This is a genomic window from Oscillospiraceae bacterium, assembly GCA_031265355.1.
Classification (GTDB): Bacteria; Bacillota; Clostridia; order Oscillospirales; family UBA929; genus JAIRTA01.
Window position 1 is genome coordinate 1 of record JAISCT010000049.1, and the last position, 20,302, is coordinate 20,302.

The window sequence follows — 20,302 nt, forward strand, 5'->3', positions numbered from 1 at the left end:
CCTGAGCGCGTTCCCGGACGCCACGTCCGTCTCCGGGTACGAGGACGCCCGCGCGTCCGCCGCGTGGGCCGTAGGCGCGGAGCTGCTCCGCGGCCGCGCGAGCGGCGTGCTGGACCCGCTCGGCACCGCCACCCGCGCCGAACTGGCCGCCCTGCTCCACCGCTTCCACCTCGCATTTGCCACGCCAGCAACTGACGAAGGGGGGTAAGGATTTATACAGTGTTTATAGTACACGGTGTGCCTTCGCAACATCCGCAGCAGACAAAGGGAAGTAAGGTGTTTGCAATGAAAAAGCTCATACTGCCGTTTTCCATTCTCGTCGCGGGCGGTTTGGCCGTGCTGCTCTATCTGGTTTTGAGCGGCGCTGCTTTCGCGCCCGCCGCGCCGGCCAAAACCGGGTCGGAAAGCGGTTACGCGCGCGCCGCGTTCGAGGGCGTTTCCGAAGATCCGGCGAAGGGTGAATCATTCCTTGTTTGCGGGACGGGCGGGAGACTCGACAGAATTTACGCCGACAAAAGCGTCAGCACTTTGTCGTCCGGCGTCGAAACGGATCTGACAAGCATCCTGGCCGGTTCGGGTATAACGATTGTCGGCGGCGAAAGAGGCGCCTTGCTTTACAGCCGCGACGGGGAGACGTTCGCGCGCGGCGCGTCGGGCGTTAAATCAGACATATTGGGGCTTGCCGCCTTTAAAGGCACGTACTACGCCTGTACGAGCGGCGGAGAGGTGCTGTCGTCTCCCGACGGGGTGAAGTGGAAAGTCCGGAGAGGGCTGGCGGCGAATCCGCTCATATCGATTGAGGCCAATGACGACTATATGATGGCAATTACGGCCGAAACCGATATCCTTGTTACATATGATGGCGAAGAGTGGACAGTAAGCAACTTTAATACGCAATACGACGGGTTCTATGAAAAGTACCTCTTTACAAACATGCGGAACCTTGGGCCGACGTTCTTCGTGCTCGGCCAAATTATGGAAAACCCAGGAACGCCCATCATTATGTTTACCGACAACGCGGGCGAGGTTTGGATGTTCAAGACGCTGATGGAGATCGACCAAAAACCGCCCGAGACGTATTATCCCCTGCACATCAACGACATAAGCGTTTTCACAGATCAGCTTATCGCCGTCTGCAACGGCGGACGCGTGCTGACCGTGACCGAATGCCCCGTGTGCAACACGGTACTGAGCGCTTCGGGCGCGGATTTGCGCGCATTGGCGATAGGCGACACGTTTATGATAGCGGCGGGCGGCGGCTTCGAATTCGCCGTGCTGAACAATCTGGAAACGCGTCAGGACACAATCAAGGCCGAACAGGCCCTGACCGATTTTACGAACGGCGCGGTGATCATTGATGTGCGCACGAAGGAGGAATATGATGAGGGACATATAAAAGGCTGCCTGCATATTCCGGTTGACGAGATAGAAAGCAGGCTGGCGGCGGAGGTACCCGACCGGCAGACCGAACTGATCTTCTACTGCAAAGCGGGTACCAGAGCGCAGGCCGCTGTGGAAAAAGCGCAGCAACTCGGATATCAAAAGGTGTTCAATCTGGGGGGGCTCAGTGATTGGCCGTATGATACCGAGTGAGGGGATGTAATGGGTAAGCGGGCGCGTGGATTTCGCGGCGCTTCCGGTGTCTGATGTAAGGGGGTGAGGCGGCTCAAAATATGAGCAGTAGGGGGAACGCAGTGATTTTAGGAGATGATTTGATTGAGGAAGTCGAAGTTTTTTGGAAGTGTATGCATACTCAGCTGCCTACTTGCGATGGTGATGCAGTCAGTTGTGTTTTCCGTGGCGGAAAGCGATGCTGCTGAACCTGTAACCGTCCATTTTAACTACAATTACACTGGCGCGCCTGCCGCCCCTGCTTCGTTTACAAAAACAACTGGCAATGATGGCAAGCTGGCCTCTTTCCCGGTTGAGCAGACGCTTCCGCAGGTTGGCGCACGGGCGGGCGGCAACGGAAGCACCGCCGATTACGGATTCGCGGGCTGGTACCGGAACCTTGACGGAACAGGCGAAAAAGTAACCCTTGACACGGTATTTATAGAGGATACCGAGCTGTACGCCAAATGGGAGAATGTCCCATCTCTGTACAAAGAGTATCAGGATTATTTCCTTTTCGGGCAGTTCGGCGCTTACAGCGCCGCAGGCCAAGTCGGAACGCAATATAACATCAACTGCCCGGCGAACGAGTTCAAGTTGTCAGGTCAGCTCGACACAAATAACTCCCGCAGTGATTTTACGGCTGCCAGGACAAGGATCAGCGCCGACGACTCGCTGACTGAGGAACAGAAAGAAGCGGCCCTTATCGAGGCGGCAGGGAAAGTCCGCATCAATGCCCAGGTGAACACCGGCGTAATGGCGACATTAAACAATATGCGCACCTGGAACAACACGCACCCCGATGACAAGAGATATGCCCGTTTCCACTGTGTGGCGTGGCACGGCGGGCAGCAGCCGAACCAGTTCTTCACGATGGGATATTCATATTCCAACGACGCGAACGGTTTGTCGCGGCCGCAGGACATTACGCTCGCTACGAACGACGACGCTTTCGCGACGCGTGAAATCATGAAGGCGCGCCTGGACGACTACATCAGGCAGCTTGTCGATAAGCTCGCCCCTTACAGTGATATTATCGTAAGCTGGGATATTATCAATGAACCAGTTGACGACTTCACCGGGCAGATCAGAAACGGTTCGGACTCCAATTCTCAGCGCGGCCAGTGGGGCCTTGTCTGGCACGACAAGAACCCGGCAAAAAATCCTGATGGCTCAAACAAATTCGGCACCGCGCCGGACGAGATGGGCGTCATTTACAACCAAGACAGGCTGTACGACGAGTCCGAATGGATGAGGCAGGCGTTTACTTCTATCGCTTATTATTCAGATAAGTGGAACCGGGAGCATCCAACTTCTCCTCAGCTTGCGTGGGGTTTTTATGTGAACGATTATATGGACAGCAACAAGCTGTATACAAAGCTTGAGCCAACGTTTGATATCCTCCGCTGGATCAGGCGCGACGTCGATCTGAAAGGCTTTAAACTTGGCTACGGGTTCCAGGGAAGGCTTGCGTGGGCATACCCGACAATCGACATGCTCAAGAAGCAGGCTGAAGACGCTCTTGAGATATGCGATGAGATCGCCGTCACAGAAGGCGATATCAGAAGCGATTTCGAGCCAAACCCGTTCTTTGACCCGACACAGCAAACCCGCCCCGTCCGCGCGGGCGATACGCCGAAATGGACGGCAGGCGACCTGAACAGCGGTTCGGGCAGCACGTCCAATCCGACCGCCAGCACCCTCACAAACACGTTCGACACACACAATTCGCCTGTGCGCCGGATTCCTGAGTGGGGTACGGGCAGCGGCATGACCGCAACCACCGACAGCAGCAGATATGACTGCACGGGCTGGCTGCCCATCAGTGAGGCTGTCATGAAAAAGCAGGCTGATTTCGCCGCCGACTGGATGGATATCCTGCTTTCGCACCCGGGTAAGGTGGAACTGTTCCAGTGGGACGGAACCAGGGACAATAGTACGTTTAACTCAAACAAAGGCGCGCATCTGTGGGTCAGCGGAATCACCGGCCGCACGGGAACCTTTGAGAAATATTCGTTCTACGCTGTGGCCGGCGCGCCGAACCGCTATAAGCTCAGCCAGGCGCTGCTCGCGGCACCGCAGGAATCTGAGGCCGGTCTTTACATCAAACCAGGCTGGAACGCTTACGTGGCGGCCCGCAAAGCGGCAGAGCCACTCGTGACCAAGCGCATTTATACGCTTGAAGGCGTAAATGACGTCAAAGCCGCGCTGGCTGACCTTAACGCCGCGGTCGCCGCGCTGAGGCGCAGAGACGGTACAATCAGCCTGGCCGCAGGGGGCAATACGGCGCAACTCATCAACGGCACGGATGGCACGGTTTCCGCCACATTGATTTTGGCCGGATACGACACCGCCGGCAGGCTTGCCTATCTTGAGCGCGTCGCCTGCTCCGCCGACGCGGCCGACCATGGCTATGTGACGTTTGCGATCGACAGAGCGAACTTCGCCGACGCCACGTTTACAGTGTTTGGATGGGATGATCTCGTCCCGCTTGCGCTTCCCGCAAGCAGTTTGTTATAGCGTTCAGTTGCCCTCTGACGGCGTACGGCGTAACAAGTCGATTCATCCAGCGCAAGCAGTACTCTGATCCTTGCGATCCGCGGCAATCAGATGCAGGAATCTCGGTTGTGGGCAAAGCCCACAGTTATTTGAGGAGGATGTAGTATGCTAAAAAACAAGGCTCTCAAAACTGTCTCCATGTTCCTTGCGGTGACTGTGGTAATCAGCACTGTCTTTAGTTTTTCTGCGACGTATTATGCGGCGCCTGTGGTTTCCAAAACACCCATTTACCGCGACTTCGAGAACTACAGTTTTGCTGAACGCGCGGCTGATATGGTCGCCCGTATGACTCTGGCGCAAAAGACCGCGAATATGGTATCCAGCACGACGACCGCCGTACCCGTAGGCGACGACGATCAAGGCACACTGTCGACTGGGATCAAGCAGTACGGATGGTGGGGCGAAGCGCTGCACGGATTGAACAGAAATGAAGGCAGCAATAGTCCCAACAACACGACATCGTATCCGATGCCTTACGCCATGGCCCAATCCTGGGACCCAAATCTGATATATGAAGTGTACTCCCAGGTATCAAACGAGGCGCGCGAACGGGTGGCCGATTTTTACCGCGGCCTTAACTTCTATTCACCTGTGGTCATGGAGCCGGCCCGTGATCCGCGTTGGGGCCGTGTCACCGAGGGGCTCGGGGAAGACCCTGTTTTAGGGGGCCTTTTGGGCGCACAAGTCTTTAACGGCTTCCAAGGGTTTGAGATGGACGGCAAAACGCTCATCGACCCCAATGGCTACTGGAAAGCCAACACCACGGCGAAGCACTATTTGGCCAATAGCAGCGAGGTCAATCGCTTAAACGGCGTGGCCAACCTCACCGAACAAGAGCACCGCGAATACTATGGCCGCCCTTATCGGGAACTCCTTCGGAGAGCCCAGCCGGCTTCGGTCATGTCGTCGTATAACCGCATCCAGATCAAACACACGGCTTACAGCCCGTTTTTGGAGATGCCCGGCGGGATCAATCATTATACGCTGGACACGCTGCTGCGCCAGACGTATGGCTTCACCGGCTACGTGACCAGCGACTGTGACTCCGTCAGGGTAGCCGGCCAAAACAGCAACCAGACCCGAGATACCAGGGAAGGACAAGGCGCGGACGGATACAGCGAAACAAACCACGGCTGGCGTGCACCTTCCTACAAATGGTACGGCGCCACGACGAATACAGCGGAAGCCATGTCTGCGTATATTCCAGACAACGCTTTGGCGGCATGGGCTGTTATGGGAGGCGCTGAACTCGAATGCAGCGGGGGTGTCAGCGGAGGCTTCCCCTATCGGGATCAACGTCCGGCTGCGGATGAAAACGCTGAGACAGCCCTCATTACGCCTCTTGGCCGCTATACCGAATCGGCTGTGGACGTCGCCATCGCCAAGCTGATGGAAGCTCGTCTCAGAGTCGGTGAATGGGACAGCACGGACAATTATACAGCGGCCCCGAGTGTTGCCCAATCAACGAATCGGGTTTCTTGGTATGACAATGCCAGAAACGGCGTGGCGGCGCTGGGAATTTCCATGCCGACGGGGGTTTCGCTCACGGCTTCGGCCATTGCTTCCACAGACGCGACGATGACGCCGGAACGCCTAGCGCTTGTCGGCAAAGCCGCAGGGGAATCGCTTGTGCTCTTGCGAAACGACATAGACGCCGTCGTCAATGGCGGAAAACCGCTCCTTCCGATGACGTTCCCGGAGGAAGGCGACATAACGATCGGCGTTTACGGTTCCATGCGCACCAACAACAGCCTGGGACTTTACTCTTCCGGCCGCAACGGCGGCGGTTCAGCCAAACAGGTCAACCCGCTCGCCGGGATAACCGCAGTGCTCCAAGCCAAATACCCGGGCAGAGTCACTGTGAATCAACATGCCACCGTTGGTGCGGAAGCCGCCGACTATGATTACGTCGTCGCTGTCGTGGGCGACGCCGGCCCCTCCAACCTCGCGTCGGAACAGTACGACAGAAGAACCTTTGCGCTCGGCCAAGGAGCAAGCAACGGCACGACCACCGACATCGCGACGGTTAAAAACCTATACGCCGCCAATAAGAAGCTGGTTGTGGTAGCGATCACGTCCGGTACGATCGGTGAGGCCACAACGGCCACGACTGTCGACAATCTATACGACAGCATCCCTGCCATGCTCTACGCCCCCTATCTCGGTGACCGCCCCGGCACGGGCATAGGCGATGTGCTTGTCGGCAATGTGAACCCCAGCGCGCGCACGGTATCGACCTGGTATCCGAAAAGCTCGCATTACGGTTCGCCCGTGGCCTTGGGCGCGGAGACGGACAACAGCAACATAAGAGACAGCTGGGGTTCGTTGAACCAAATCAGAAGCTACAGACTTTCGGCCGGCGTGGACGGGCCGTGGCAGAGCCCGTACGGAGACGCGATGACGACGCCGTACACATTCAATCCCAACGGGCCGAATCTGGGCCGCTCGTACATGTATTATACCGGAACAGGGGACAACGCCATACGCTTCCCCTTTGGGTTCGGACTTAGCTACACTACGTTTGCATACAGTGCGCCGAGCGTGAAAATCAATGGCGTCGTGCAGTTGGGCGACACGGCCATCCGTGTTGCACCCAACGACAAGGTAGAGTTTACCTTTACAGTCACGAATACCGGAAACGTAGCCGGCGCCGACGTCGCTCAGTTCTACGTAAAGACCCCGGACGATATTGTTGCCTTGAGCGACAAGGGGTCCTACGGCCAGGCGTACGCCTTCAAACGCCTGAAGGACTTCCAAAAAACAAAGATTCTCGCGCCTGCCGAATCCGACACCCTTACGTTGCGTGTTGAAATCCCGGATCTCGCCTTCTGGAGCAACACAGGTAAAAAGTTTGAGATTCTGCAAGGTTCCAATCCCTATTCGCTTCAAATCAGCCGTTCGAGTGCCGATGCATGGACGTATCAGGGACAGTCCTACGGTGTGATGCTCTCGCGTGAGATGTACGTTGACAACGCTGCTGGCTGGACGCCCAAGGTTTCTGTCGTGTCATTCAAAGCCAACACCCCGCGGGACGCGCTGAACGACATCCCGGAAAGGCTCCTTTTCGAAGCCGGCGATACGATCAACCCGAACCCGACGGTCAGCATGGCCAATGACGTGCTTTACGGGTATATCAACAGAATGTACAGCTCGGCGGACGCGCAGATGTATCCGATGCCTTCCAACATCACATTGTCGTATGTATCGAACAGACCCGCCGTCGTCGGAACCACTGACAGCGGGGAGCTCAAAGCCCTGAGCGGCGGCGTGGCCACCATTACCGGAACGGCGACCGACAGCATAACCGGCAGCTCGGTTTCGAGCGAGTTTGTCGTCTATGTACAAGGCTTGCCTGCGGATATTGACCATGATACAAAGCTAAAAGAGTTCAGCTATAACGGCGATACGTTCGAAGCCACTGACGACGGCGTGAAGGAGTTCGACGTGTATGTGCCGGGCGACATTACGAATGTCAACTTCACAGCCGAAAACATAACAGCCCGCTATCCGGACGACGTCACTGTGAGTGTCTCCTTACGCCCTGAAAACGGCGCGGTTGCTCCGGGCAGCCCCTGCGTTGCGACGGTGAAGATATCGAGCAATGAAGTCGTGTGGAGCGACACCTATACAATCAGCTTCGGGAGAATGACCCTCGCGTGGATGCCGGATGAGAACTATATGGGGTACAACACGCACGCCGATGTCCGCTTCAGCGACGGAGCGACAGGGATTCGGCTGATTCAGGCATGGTACGCGCAGAGAACCGGTTCTTTGGATACCCTCGTCACGAACACATTCGACGCCTTGCCGAAACATGGCGGGGGCAGGTTGGAATTCTTCTATCGTCCCGAAGGCCAGTCAGATACGATTCCCATGGAATGGCTGTCACAGAGGACGCTCAGCAAATTTATGTGGGATGACAACAACAACCCGCTTGCCGAGGCGGTCAGTACGGACTGGACGCCACCGGTATTGACCGACATTCGGGTTGCCGGCGCCAGCCTCCCCGATTTTTCCCCAGAAAAGCTGGAGTATGACTATGTTGTCCCGTTCGGAAGCGCTACCCCAACCGTGGCCGCGTCCTTCGACACCGCCAAAGCGAGAGCGAACATAGTGCAAGCGTCCGCCGTTCCGGGGTCCGCAACCATCACGCTGACCAGCACAACCGGGACGGCAACCAACGTATACAGAGTCAACTTCGCGCAAGGTGTAAACCCAAGCCGGGCGGTAGCCTATCGCGCCACACCCAGCGATTACCTGGATCCGAATGACTCCGTTTGGGCCGGCGCGCAGGAGATTGCCTTCAACAAACGTTCCACGACGAATCAATCGCCCACTATGCAAGCCGCGGGCAAAGCAAAGCTTTTGTGGGATGATGGATATCTCTACGCGCGTGTGGAAGTAACCAAGAACTACCCGCTCAATTCCACAGCCGCCGACGCACATTTAAAAGACTCCGTAGAGCTTTTCTTCAGCGAACAAAACTTCAGAGGATCCTATGGCAGCACGGTTGCGAACGGAAACCAATATCGTGTGAATTATCTGGGCGCTACCAGCCAAAAAACCGCCAGTTCCGGCTGGGGCGGCGGCGCCACGATTCTCACATCCCTGCCGGACGGACAATATGGCTATGTCCTGACCTACAGGATACCCTGGGTAGCCAGCGCTGTCCCCAAGGTGCCGGGCACGGTATTCGGACTGGATCTCCAAATCAACGCCATGCAGACTGCGACCACTCGGACTTGCTTCTCTTGGAGCGACGGGACAGACAATGGCTATAATTCTTCCCTGCTCTGGGGCGAGTTGGTGCTGGCTGCCTAAAGGCATGGAAGGCGTGTTGGCAAACACGCCATACAGGGAGGCTGTGAGCCTGCAAAACGTGAACCATCTCCTACGTCGGTGTGCGCTTCAGCGACGGAGCAACTTCGTACAAGCTGACACAAGCGTTCTACAAGAGCGACAGGCCCCCGGCGCCACGCCGCTTTGTCGTATGACCGGTGCAGCGGACATACGCGGCCAGTGTGGCAAACAGGGAAATTTATAGAGAACCATTGAGATATGAGTATGGTTGTCGGGTGGGTAAGCCGCCTCACGATGGCTGCCCACCCGGCTGCCGGTATAAGGTGGTGAGGCGGCCCAAAAACAAGAATCCAAGTTGTGGGCAAGAGCCCACGTTAGCTTGAGGAGGATTCGCAATGTGGAAGAAGAAGTTTCTCAGGAAGGCTGTCTCGGTTTTCCTTGTGGCTGTCATGGTATGCGCTTCCCTGGTGATGTCGGCCACCACCGCGCCCGTGACGGCCACCCCGCCCATTTACAGAAACACCGATTACTCCTTCGCGGAGCGCGCGGCGGACATGGTGGCGCGTATGACGCTGGCGCAGAAGACGTCGCAGATGGTGTCCAGCAAGTCGTCCGCCATTGCGGCGGGCAATGACGCCGCCGGAACGGTGGGCACGGGCATCAGGACTTACGGCTGGTGGAGCGAGGCGCTGCACGGGTACGCCAGCAACGGACTCAACGACAACGCGAACCCGACCGGGGTACAAAACGCGGTGTCTTATCCGATCTCGTACTCGATGAGCCAGACATGGGATCCGGAGCTGATGTACCGCGTCGCCAGTTCGCTCAGCGACGAGATCCGCGAGCTTGCGCCCGGTCTTGATTCGAATCTGAACTTCTACTCGCCGACGGTCAACCTCGCGCGCGACCCTCGCTGGGGCCGCAATACAGAGTCGTTCGGTGAGGATCCCGTGGCGGCGGCCAAAATGGCGGCGCAGTTTGTCAACGGGTTTCAGGGTCTGACGATGGAAGGCGAACCTCTCGACCCAAACGGCTATTATAAAGCCGGCGCGACGATCAAGCACTATCTCGCCAACAACAGCGAGAACAACCGCCTTCAGGGTGTGTCGAACATCACGGAGCAGGAAAACCGCGAATACTATTCGGCCGTCTACAGGAACATCATCAAAGAGACCAAGCCGACGGCGATTATGGCGTCGTATAACCGCATCCAGATAACGGACGCTCCGTACAGCCCGTTTGCGGAGATGCCCGGCGGCATCAACTTCTATACGCTGGACACGCTGCTGCGTCAGACATTCGGTTTCGAAGGGTTTGTCACCGGCGACTGCGACGCGCTGAACACGGCGGCCAGCACCGGCAACGGAACCGCCGGAACGTCGGCGACGCAGGGCGTCTCGGCGGGCAGCTACAGCGGCGTCGGCCACAGCTGGCGCGCGCCCGCCTATCAGTGGTTCGGCGAGACCACAGACACCTCCGCCGCCATGACCGCCACGATATCCAATCCGGTCCTTGCAGGTTGGGGCGTTATGGGCGGACAGGAGCTTGAATGCAACCGGGGCGTCGCGGCGGGCAAGACATATTCGAGCAACAACCCGACCGGAGCCGTGCTCACGCCGCTCGGCAGGTATACAGAACAGGCCGTGGACGTGGCGCTCGCGAAGCTGATGGAAGACCGTATCAGGTTCGGCGAGTGGGACGATAAAACGAGCTATACGGGCGCGCCCAGCGAGTCGAGCGGCAAAGTTTCATGGTATGACCAAGCCAAGAACAGACTGACGTCCTACGGTTTGGCCGTTCCGGCTACGGCGAGTGCACAGGCGGCGACAACAAACGCCATGACGATGACAAACGAGCGTCTCGACCTTGTGGGCGAAGCGGCGGCGAAATCCCTGGTGCTGCTTAAAAACGAGAAAGTCGAAGGCGTCAATGGCGGAGAACCGCTGCTTCCAATGAACATTCCCGATTCGGGAAGCTTCAGCGTCGGTGTTTACGGAAGTATGCGCGCCAGCACGATACTCGGGCTTTATTCATCCAGCAGGAACGTAAGCGGCACAACCAAACAGATAAACCCGTTCAACGGGATCAGCACGGCTGTCAAGACAAAGAACGCGGACGCGACGGTGGCAAACGTCGCCTCTTTTAACGCCGACGCCGCCGCGGAATACGACTATGTGATCGCCGTCATCGGAGATTCCACGGGCACATCTCTCGCGGCGGAACAGAGGGACAGACCCAATTTCGCGCTCGCGCCAGCGGATATCACGCTCATCAATCAGCTGGCCGGCGCCAACAAGAACCTGATCGTAGTCATGATCACCGCGTGCCCAATCGGCGAAGACGCCTCCGGCACCGCCAGTTTCTGGAACAATGTACCGTCCCTGCTTTACAGCAGCTTCATGGGCGATCGGCCCGGACAGGGCATCGGCGACGTGATTGTCGGCAATGTGAACCCGAGCGCCCGCACCAGCTCGGTTTGGTATCCGGTCAGCTCGCCCTACGGCGACAACAACAACACACACGGCGGATCGCTGAACCAGATCAGAAGCTACAGGCTTTCGCCGGGCACCGACGGCCCGTGGCAGAGCCCGTTCGGTTCGAATTTAGTTCCCGCGACGCCTTACACCTATGCCGGACCGGGCCGCGGGCGCACGTACATGTATTATAACGGCACCGGTGATCACGCCATCCGCTACCCGCTCGGCTATGGCCTGAGCTACACGACCTTCGGGTACAGCAGCCCGAAGGTGTACGTAAACGGAGCGTTGCAGCCGGACGGAACGGTGCAGGTCAACCCGAACGACAAAATCGACTACACGTTCACCGTCACCAACACAGGGTTGCTGGCGGGCGCCGACGTCGCGCAGCTTTATGTCAAAACGCCCACCAACTTTGTCGCGCCCGACGACAAATCCGCCTACGCCGTCAAGCGCTTGAAAGATTTCGTGAAAACGAGAGAACTCGTGCCCGATGAAAGCCAAGAAATCACATTGAGCGTCGAAGTGCCGGATCTCGCGTTCTGGAGCAACGCCGGCGGAAAATTCGAGCTTGTGCAGGATTTTGACTCGAATTACTATGCGCTTCAGGTCAGCCGGTCCAGCGCCGACTCCGGCAGCTATAACGGGCAGGAATACGGCGCGATGCTCAGCGCCGACTTGCACATTCGCAATGCGGCCGGGTGGAACCCCAAAGTGTCTGTTCTGTCGTTTAAGCCAAACACGCCGGCCGACGCCGCGAACGACATTCCACAGAGGCTTATTTATGACGTGAACGATACGGTGAACCCAAACCCGACGGTAAGTATGGCGAACGACGTGCTTTACGGATACATCAACAGAATGTACAGCTCAAGCACAGATCAGATGTATCCGATCCCGAGCAACGTCACAATCACGTATTCGTCCAACAGACCCAGCGTCGTCAACGTGCTGCCGAACGGAACGATCAAAGCCGCCAGCGGAGGCGTGGCCACGATCACAGGCACCGCCACCGATTTGCTGACCGGTTCGTCCGCTTCCGCCGAGTTTGTCGTTTATGTTCAGGGTGAAGCCGCTGACCATGACGCCTCGATACAAGCCGTCAGCTACGGCGAAGAGACGATAAATATCATCCCTGGATCCAGCGAAGTTGACGTAAACGTCCCGACGAGTGTGACAAACATCAACGCCGCTGATTTCACGAAGGTGAATATCACACCCAGTTACCCCGATAAAGTCAGCGTAACGGTCACGCTGCAGCCGAGTGACGGGACGGTGAGCACCGGAGCGCCCTGCACGGCGACGGTAACCGTGACGAGTATCGAAAATGCGCTGATAACACAGACGTATAAGGTGAACTTCGGGCACATGGAGGTCGTAAGCCTGCAAAACGTGAACTATATGGGCCTGAACTCCTACGCCAGTGTGCGCTTCAGCGACGGCGCGGCCTCGTACAAGCTGATACAGGCGTTCTACAAGGGCGGCAGGCTGATCTTTTATAACGTTACGGACGCGGCGCCACTGCCCAGGCACGCCGCCGGAACACTCAGCGGGCAGACGGACGGACCGCCCGGATTGAGCGATTTCACGGCGGGCGTATTCCTGTGGGATAAGGACGACAGGCCTCTGATCGACGCGATATCGGAGCAGATTGACCAAATTGTCACGTAGAGCGTATAAGGGGAAGCTCTCCCCTTGACGAGGGAATCAGGAGACAAGTAAACCGGGGAGGCAGCTCTACTTTCGTTTTGCTGCATCCCCGGTTTACTTTGTTCAGAAAAGACCGACGGCATTGTGGGAGTGACCGGTCTCGGCCGCCGGCGCCGCGCAGGCTCAGACGTGCGCTACCCGTTGTAAGTGAGCGGGGTTGACAGCGGGGTGAGGCTTTCACGCTCCCAGAAGAACAGCTTGCACACATTCGCGGCGTCGGACGTGGCCGGGGGCGCTATCTCTCGCGCTTCGCCCGCGGCAAACGTGAGAGTTTGCGCGGCGGTAAAGGCCAGCGTGACGGGACTGTATTCCGCCGAGATCATGGTGAGCGTCACATCCTCTTTGGCGACGAGGGTCAACTTGCCCTCCAGGTGGAATATGTCTATCTTCTCGCTCACGGAAATGTTGTCGGCGGCGTGGATGTGGAAGTTCTGAACCGTCATGGTCGTGTCGTTTTTGCTCAGCGTCAGTGTGTACAGGTCGCCGTCGACATGTGTGAGCGCGGGGGTGACGCCAAGTCCGGTGAGTAAGCCGTTTATCTTTGCAAGAGACAAGGAGATCGTCTCCGCGGAGGTGGCGCCCAGTTCTAACAGGCTCAGGCTGCTTCCTATGGTCTCGTCCGCCTGTAAAATAGCATGGGCGTCCGCCTCGCCGGGCTCCGCGGCTGCAATGTTTGTGAAGAGGGAGAAGAGCCAGTACTTTTTCATTACGCCGTTATAAATGAACCGCACAAGACCTGCGCCGCTGGTGGGGGCCTGCGTGATCAGTATTTTTACGCTCGGATCGCTCGCGGCCGCGGCGATGACAGACGTACCTGACGGGCGTGAAGCGGAAACTTGATAGCGGGTGAAATCACTGATGCCGTTGCTGTTGGAAGTGCCGGTCGCAAGAGCGCCGGTGGCATGATGGCCGTTGGAGGAGATCGGCAATACCGGTATGCTTTGCGCCGCTCCGTTCACCGAAATGCTGATTTCTGGCGGCACATGGCGCTCGATCGCATGCTCGTCCGAACTGAACCCAAGGCCGATGATGTCGCAAAGGGCGCCTGCTCCGCCGCTTACAACAAGGAAGATAGCGCGTTTTCCGTCCAGCCCGTCCACAGCGTCCGAAACGTCTACCGAGAACCGCGCGGGTGTTTGGGCCGAACCGGCGGGAACCTCTATCGCGCCAATCTGCGTGCCGTTCCAGGCGCCGCCGGCCCACGGACCATCCAGCCAGACCTGAACGGTGAAGGCGTTTGCCGTCCTTGGCGTGAGCCAAAGGTTGAATTTTGTGTTGCGCCCCGGCGCGGTTCCCTCAAAGGGTTTGACGCCTTTTGTGGGGGTGTCCAGTCCGCCGAAACCGAAGTACTTGTATCCGATTTTGTGGCCGTTTTGCACCCCGTTGAGAGGCTGGTGGTTATCCCACATGTCATATGAACGCGCCGGGAGCTCCATATAGTAGGGGCTGGCGGTTTCCGTCGGTACGGTGTTGTTGCCGGTTAGCGTAAAGCACGCGTATCCGGCGGAATAATACGCATAGGGGGCCAAACCGAATATATTGAAACCTTCGGACGTCACCTCAGCCCCGGTGTACTCATTGCCGTTGCCAGCCCTGGCGGTCCAGATCTCATCTTGCGCGTATGGATCATAGGCGCTGATGGTAACTTTTCCGCCTTCAGACACAGGGATCTCGTCAATTTCGACCTTGATCGGAGCAACCATCGCCTGGCGTTCGGTATTTGAACCAGTATTATAGGGGTTATAACTGGTGCTCCAACCGGTTCGCAGAGATCCTCTGGGGCATCTGTGATAGGTGATATACCACTGGCCGTTGATTTCTACCATGCCCCCGTGGGTGTTGTGCCGCCAAGAGGTCAGCATGAGACCGGAACCGGCCTGGTTTAAGACCGGAGCACCCGAGTCGACGATGACGCCGCCCATCTTCCAGGGCCCCAGCGGGCTGTCGCCGTAGCAGTAACGCAGTGCGGAGCCGGTGCTGCCCAGCCCATAGTCCGGGCCGGAATAGCCGCTGAAGACCGCTACATATTTGTTTCCGACCTTGCGAACCGAAGAGGCCTCAAAGAAGTTGAATGCGAGCCTATCGTTGTCGGCGTCGACAAGATACGGCCACGCAGAAGGTGAACTGGAGACCAGATTGCCGTAAGAGGATGAGGACGGGATATAGTGCTGAACCGCGCTTCCCCGTCCGGGTGCGCTTGGCGTGGTCTGGGGTCTGATCGCGTACATATTGCTCTGATTTAGTTCGGCAAATGACGCATATACGCCGCTTCCGCCTCCGCCGTAGTAGATGTACGCCCGGAAACCGATGTTGTAATCGGGGTCATTCGGGTCGTCGACGTAATCAACAAGCACGGACGGGTCGAAGCCCGATATGCCGCCTGTGGTGTTGACCGGCGTAAACGGCCCCACCGGAGTCGGACCTTTGGCCACCATCCCAAGTCTGCCCGACGCGCGGCTGTGGGGGTATAAGTAATATTCGACGAGGGTGCGTTCATCCTCGGGTGCTCTTCCCCTCGCGATGACCTCGGGGTCAAATCTTTTGAGCTCGACGACGTCCGGTGCGAAAAACCTGTCCCAATTGCTAGAGGCGTTCGGGCGGTATTGGAAGATGGGGCCCTCGTCGCGCCAGTCGTTCAAGTCCTCTACCGGTGCTGACCAGCACGTTATGTCCGCCCCGCAGTAAGCGTACTGATAGGTGTCATGCGAGCTGTAAAGATACATGCGGTATTTGCCCGGATTGTCGGGGTCCTCAAATACCTTTGGCTCGCCGTCGGGCGTTTTCTCCCACAGCGGCAGATAGGGGTTGGCCGCGGTTGCGCTTATAACAGGGATCGCGTTCATGATGATGACAGCTAGCAAAAACAGCGACAGAACCTTAGTGAACGTCTTCATGGCCATTCTTCTTCCCTTCTTAATTGTATTTGCGCCGCAGTGCGACCGAGCAAAAAGCCCGGTCACGATTCGCGCTGTCCGCGGCGGACGGGAATCCCGGGGCAAGGCTGTTTGCACAAACGGCCTTGCCGGCGGTCGTCTCCTCTGCACACAAAGGCGACCGCTCCGCTTCCGCATATCCCTCCGCGCGAAACCCATTGGGGTGCAGCCCTTTCAGCGCTTTCTACACGTCCCGCTATACTATACTTTTTTGAAATTGCCGTTTTTGGAAATTTGGTCTGCCAGATTTGGTCGAAACACATAAAAAAATATCACATCCGACCCTTGACATTGCGAATTGCGTGCAATATAATAAAAGTGCCGGCAGCTATGATGCGTTTTTGAAAACTTTTAAAAAGGTATACCTTATCAAAAACATCAAAAGGCGCCCTTTTCACCACGAAAACGGCGCCTTTTGATGTTTCACGCGGTTGTCTGGATTTATAGGCAGTTTCCAGGGGGAATATGTACAGATATCTTAAAGATCTCATAGCTTGACACAGGGCCGGTTTTATGGTATTTTGGGAGCGTGGCCGGGCGAGATGCCCCGCTGCGGCCCGGCAAAGGGGCCCTCATAACGAACAAAGGCGAGGAACAAGAGCAGTACCGGAGAGAAACGCGACAGAGACCGCCCGCGCGGCAGGCTGAGACGCGGCGGCGCGAACGCTTTGCGGGAAGAACACTTGGGAGCCGGCCCGTCGAAATCCATGGTTCAGATGACAGAAGTGTGTCTGCCGAAGGCCGAGTCGATTTTTTCGGCAGATGAAACAAAAAACACAGCGAATACTTTGTGTATTCGCGAGGCTTTTTGTGAAATGTGGCGGAATAAATCGCCGGCCAGCGGCGGGCGAGGCTTCTGCCACCTGAACCATCAAGTAGGCGGGTCCGCCCGCGCGGCGTTATCGCGTACGAGAGGACGGCGGCAGCCGTCAACTTTGGGTGGTACCGCGGATTCACACGGAATTCGTCCCGAAATGCCGGGGCGGGTTCTTTTTCTTTTTTCGCCACTCTGCACACAGTGCGGCGAAACCCCATGAAATCACAGCCGAGGGAGGAAATTGGTCATGACGACGGAAACAGGCGGCGCGCCCTTGAGCCGCACGGCGGGGCTGGCGGACAGGCCGGCGGAGACGCGGGTGGAGATAAACGGCATGCTCCACGCGGTGCGGGATATGAAGAGCTTTGCCTTTCTCATCTTGCGCGTCGAGGACGGACTCATCCAGTGTGTGTATGACAAGGCGGGCGAAGAAGAACCGCTGCCGCGGGAGGAGTCGGCCGTGCGCGTCGGCGGCGTGCTGCGCCCGGAGGCCAGGGCCGTGGGCGGCGTGGAACTCGTTGCCGACGTGCTCACGGTGCTCTCCGCGCCGTACGAGGCGCTGCCCGTGCCCATCGGGAAGCGCCGGCTGAACCTGCAGATCGAGACCGAACTCACACTGCGCCCGGTGACGCTCCGCAACGACGGCCGGCGCGCCGTCTTCAAGCTGCGCGAGGGGCTCGTGCGGGGGATGCGTCAGCATCTTGAGGAGAACGGCTTCACCGAGATCTTTACGCCCAAACTGGTCTCGGCCGGCGCCGAGGGCGGGTCCAATCTGTTTGGATTGGAATATTTTGGAAAGAAAGCCTTTCTCGCTCAGAGCCCGCAGGCCTACAAGCAGATGCTGATCCCCGTCTACGGGCGCGTGTTTGAGATAGGCCCTGTGTTTCGGGCGGAGAAACACAACACGCCGCGCCATCTGAGCGAATACATCAGCGTCGACTTCGAGATGGGCTTCATCGAGAGTTTTTACGACATCCTCCGCGAGGAGACGGACCTGCTGCGCCGCGCGCTGGCGATGCTGGCCGGGCCGTACGCCGAGTACACGCGGCAGCTCGGCGTGACGCTGCCCGAGATCGGGGACGAGATCCCCCGCCTGCGTTTTGCCGAGGCCAAGGAGCGGGTGGCCGCCCGCTACGGGCGCAAGATCCGCAATCCGTTTGATTTAGAGCCCGAAGAGGAGCGCCTGATCGGGCGGCTCGCCGAAGAGGAGTACGGCAGCGACTTCGTGTTCGTCACGCACTACCCGGCCAAGAAACGTCCATTTTACGCGATGGACGATCAAGAGGATCCACGTTACACGCTGAGTTTCGATTTGTTGTTCCGCGGCTTGGAGATCACGACGGGCGGGCAGCGCATCCACGACTACGCCGCGCAGGTGGAGAAGATGCGTGCGAAGGGCCTTGCGCCGGCGGACTTCGAGAGCTACCTGATGCTCCACCGCTACGGCTGCCCGCCGCACGGCGGTCTGGGGCTGGGTCTTGAGCGGCTGCTGCTACAGTTGCTGGGCGAACAAAACGTGCGCACCGCCTCGATGTTCCCCCGCGACACCACGCGCCTCGTGCCGTGATGAACAGGTGAGAATTGTTAACGGAAAATTTGAAGAACGACGAAGGAGGTTGTGGGGATGACGATTGATGACGAGTTGATACAATATTTGGAAGAGCTGTCGAAATTGCGGCTGACGCCGGCGGAGCAGGCGGCGGCGAAGGAAGATCTGGGGAAGATCTTGGGGTATATGCAGACGCTGTCAACGCTCGATACGGAGGGCGTCGAGGGGCTGTCGCACCCACTGGCGAATGAAAATGTCTTTCGGGAGGACGCCGCGCGCCCCAGCGCCGCGCGTGAGACGATCCTGGGCAATGCGCCGCGCCAAAAGGACGGCTGCTTTGTCGTCCCGAAGACCGTGGAATAGGAGGGGCGTCGGATGGATTTGAGAGACCACACCGCGCTGGAAGTCGGACGGATGGTGCGCGAGAGGCGGATCGGCTGTGAGGAACTCGCACGCCACGCGTTGCGTGCCATCGCAGAGACGGAGCCGGCGCTGAATGCCTGCGTCACTGTGCTGGAGGAGGAATCGCTCGCGGCGGCGCGGGCCGTGCAGGCACGCCTCGACGCGGGGGAAGCGCTCTCCCCTCTCGCCGGCGTGCCGATGGTGATGAAGGACAACATCTGCACCGCCGGGATTCCGACCACCTGCGGCTCGAAGATGCTGGAATCCTTCCGTCCGCCGTACAACGCCACCGTGTACGAGCGGCTGCTGGCGGCCGGGGCCGTGCTGGTGGCCAAGACGAACCTGGACGAATTCGCGATGGGCGGCTCCACCGAGACATCTCACTTCGGCGCCACGCGCAATCCGTGGGACACGGCGCGTGTCCCCGGCGGGTCCTCGGGCGGGTCGGCGGCCTCCGTCGCGGCGGGGCAGGCCTTCTATGCCCTTGGCAGCGACACGGGCGGGTCGATCCGCCAGCCCTGTGCCTTCTGCGGCGTCAGCGGCGTCAAACCCACCTACGGGGCGGTGTCCCGGTACGGGCTGATCGCCTACGCCTCCTCCCTCGACCAGGTAGGGACGATCGGACGCGACATCCTCGACTGCGCGGCCGCGCTGCGGCTGATCGAGGGTCGCGACGAGCGGGACTCCACCTCCGTCGCCCGCCCGCCGGAGGCGGAGGCGCCGGCCGGGGTTCGGGGGCTGAAAATCGGCGTCCCGGCCAACTACTTCGGCGAAGGACTTGACCCGGCCGTGGCCGCGCCGGTGCGGGCGGCCGCGCGGACCTTCGCGGCGATGGGGGCGGAACTCGTCGACGTCGCGCTGCCGCTGGTCGAGTACGCGATCCCCGCCTACTACGTGGTCGCCTGTGCCGAGGCGAGTTCCAACCTGTCGCGCTACGACGGCGTCAAGTACGGCTTCGCGGGCGCCGGGGCGGAGAGTCTGGAGGCGCTCTACCTGCGCACCCGCAGCGAGGGGTTCGGCATGGAGGTCAAGCGCCGCATCATGTTGGGCGCGTTTGTGCTGAGCGCCGGGTACTTCGACGCCTACTACAAGAAGGCCATGCAGGCGCGTGAGCTGATCCAGCAAGACTTCGACCGCGTGTTCACACAGTGCGACATGATTCTCTCCCCCAACGCGCCGACGACGGCCTACAAGATAAGCGAGAACATCGACGATCCGCTCAAGATGTACCTGGGGGACATCTATACGGTCTCGGTCAACCTGGCGGGGCTGCCCGGGGTGACGCTCCCCTGCGGCTTTGCCGGCGGGCTGCCGGTGGGTCTGCAGCTCATCGGACGCGCCTTCGACGAGGCGACCCTCTTTCGGGCGGCCGCCGCGTTCCAAGCCGAGACGGATTTCCACAGACAACGGCCGAACAGGCCCGGAGAGGAGGCGCGCGCGTGAA

The 20,302-nt window shown here is 58.7% G+C and carries 9 protein-coding genes; 8 read left to right on the plus strand and 1 reads right to left on the minus strand.

The features are described 5' to 3' along the window. From LBK75_07605 to LBK75_07625, 5 genes are all read left to right on the plus strand, one after another. On the plus strand, positions 1 to 208 hold a 208-nt coding region (locus tag LBK75_07605), incomplete at its 5' end, for a hypothetical protein (protein MDR1158156.1). Between the two features lie 77 nt (positions 209 to 285). Further along, positions 286 to 1,593, plus strand: a complete 1,308-nt coding sequence (locus LBK75_07610) for a rhodanese-like domain-containing protein (protein MDR1158157.1) — start codon at positions 286 to 288, stop codon at positions 1,591 to 1,593. A gap of 123 nt (positions 1,594 to 1,716) precedes the next feature. Beyond that, positions 1,717 to 4,131, plus strand: coding sequence for an endo-1,4-beta-xylanase (locus tag LBK75_07615; protein MDR1158158.1), 2,415 nt, complete (start codon positions 1,717 to 1,719; stop codon positions 4,129 to 4,131). Positions 4,132 to 4,275: 144 nt separating this feature from the next. Beyond that, positions 4,276 to 8,991 carry a glycoside hydrolase family 3 C-terminal domain-containing protein gene (locus tag LBK75_07620; GenBank protein MDR1158159.1) on the plus strand — a complete coding sequence of 1,572 codons (4,716 nt, stop codon included), beginning with the start codon at positions 4,276 to 4,278 and terminating at the stop codon, positions 8,989 to 8,991. Positions 8,992 to 9,365: 374 nt separating this feature from the next. After that, positions 9,366 to 13,118, plus strand: a complete 3,753-nt coding sequence (locus LBK75_07625) for a glycoside hydrolase family 3 C-terminal domain-containing protein (protein ID MDR1158160.1) — start codon at positions 9,366 to 9,368, stop codon at positions 13,116 to 13,118. A 173-nt stretch (positions 13,119 to 13,291) separates the two neighbouring features. On the opposite strand, the gene LBK75_07630 is transcribed toward LBK75_07625, so the two are convergent. Beyond that, the gene (locus LBK75_07630) at positions 13,292 to 16,057 is read right to left on the minus strand and encodes a hypothetical protein (GenBank protein MDR1158161.1); all 2,766 of its coding nucleotides are present in this window, start codon (positions 16,055 to 16,057) and stop codon (positions 13,292 to 13,294) included. 1,097 nt (positions 16,058 to 17,154) lie between these two features. Here LBK75_07630 and aspS point away from each other — a divergent pair. From aspS to gatA, 3 genes are read left to right on the plus strand one after another with little or no spacing between them, the layout of a single operon-like run. Then, positions 17,155 to 18,474 (plus strand): aspartate--tRNA(Asn) ligase, encoded by a 1,320-nt coding sequence (gene aspS / locus LBK75_07635; GenBank protein ID MDR1158162.1) that lies wholly within the window; start codon positions 17,155 to 17,157, stop codon positions 18,472 to 18,474. 51 nt (positions 18,475 to 18,525) lie between these two features. Next, entirely contained in the window at positions 18,526 to 18,819 is a 294-nt protein-coding gene (gene gatC, locus LBK75_07640) for an Asp-tRNA(Asn)/Glu-tRNA(Gln) amidotransferase subunit GatC (protein ID MDR1158163.1), read from the plus strand. A gap of 12 nt (positions 18,820 to 18,831) precedes the next feature. Continuing rightward, positions 18,832 to 20,301: an Asp-tRNA(Asn)/Glu-tRNA(Gln) amidotransferase subunit GatA gene (gatA, locus tag LBK75_07645; GenBank protein ID MDR1158164.1), complete on the plus strand. Its 1,470-nt coding sequence runs from the start codon at positions 18,832 to 18,834 to the stop codon at positions 20,299 to 20,301. Position 20,302 lies beyond the last annotated feature (1 nt).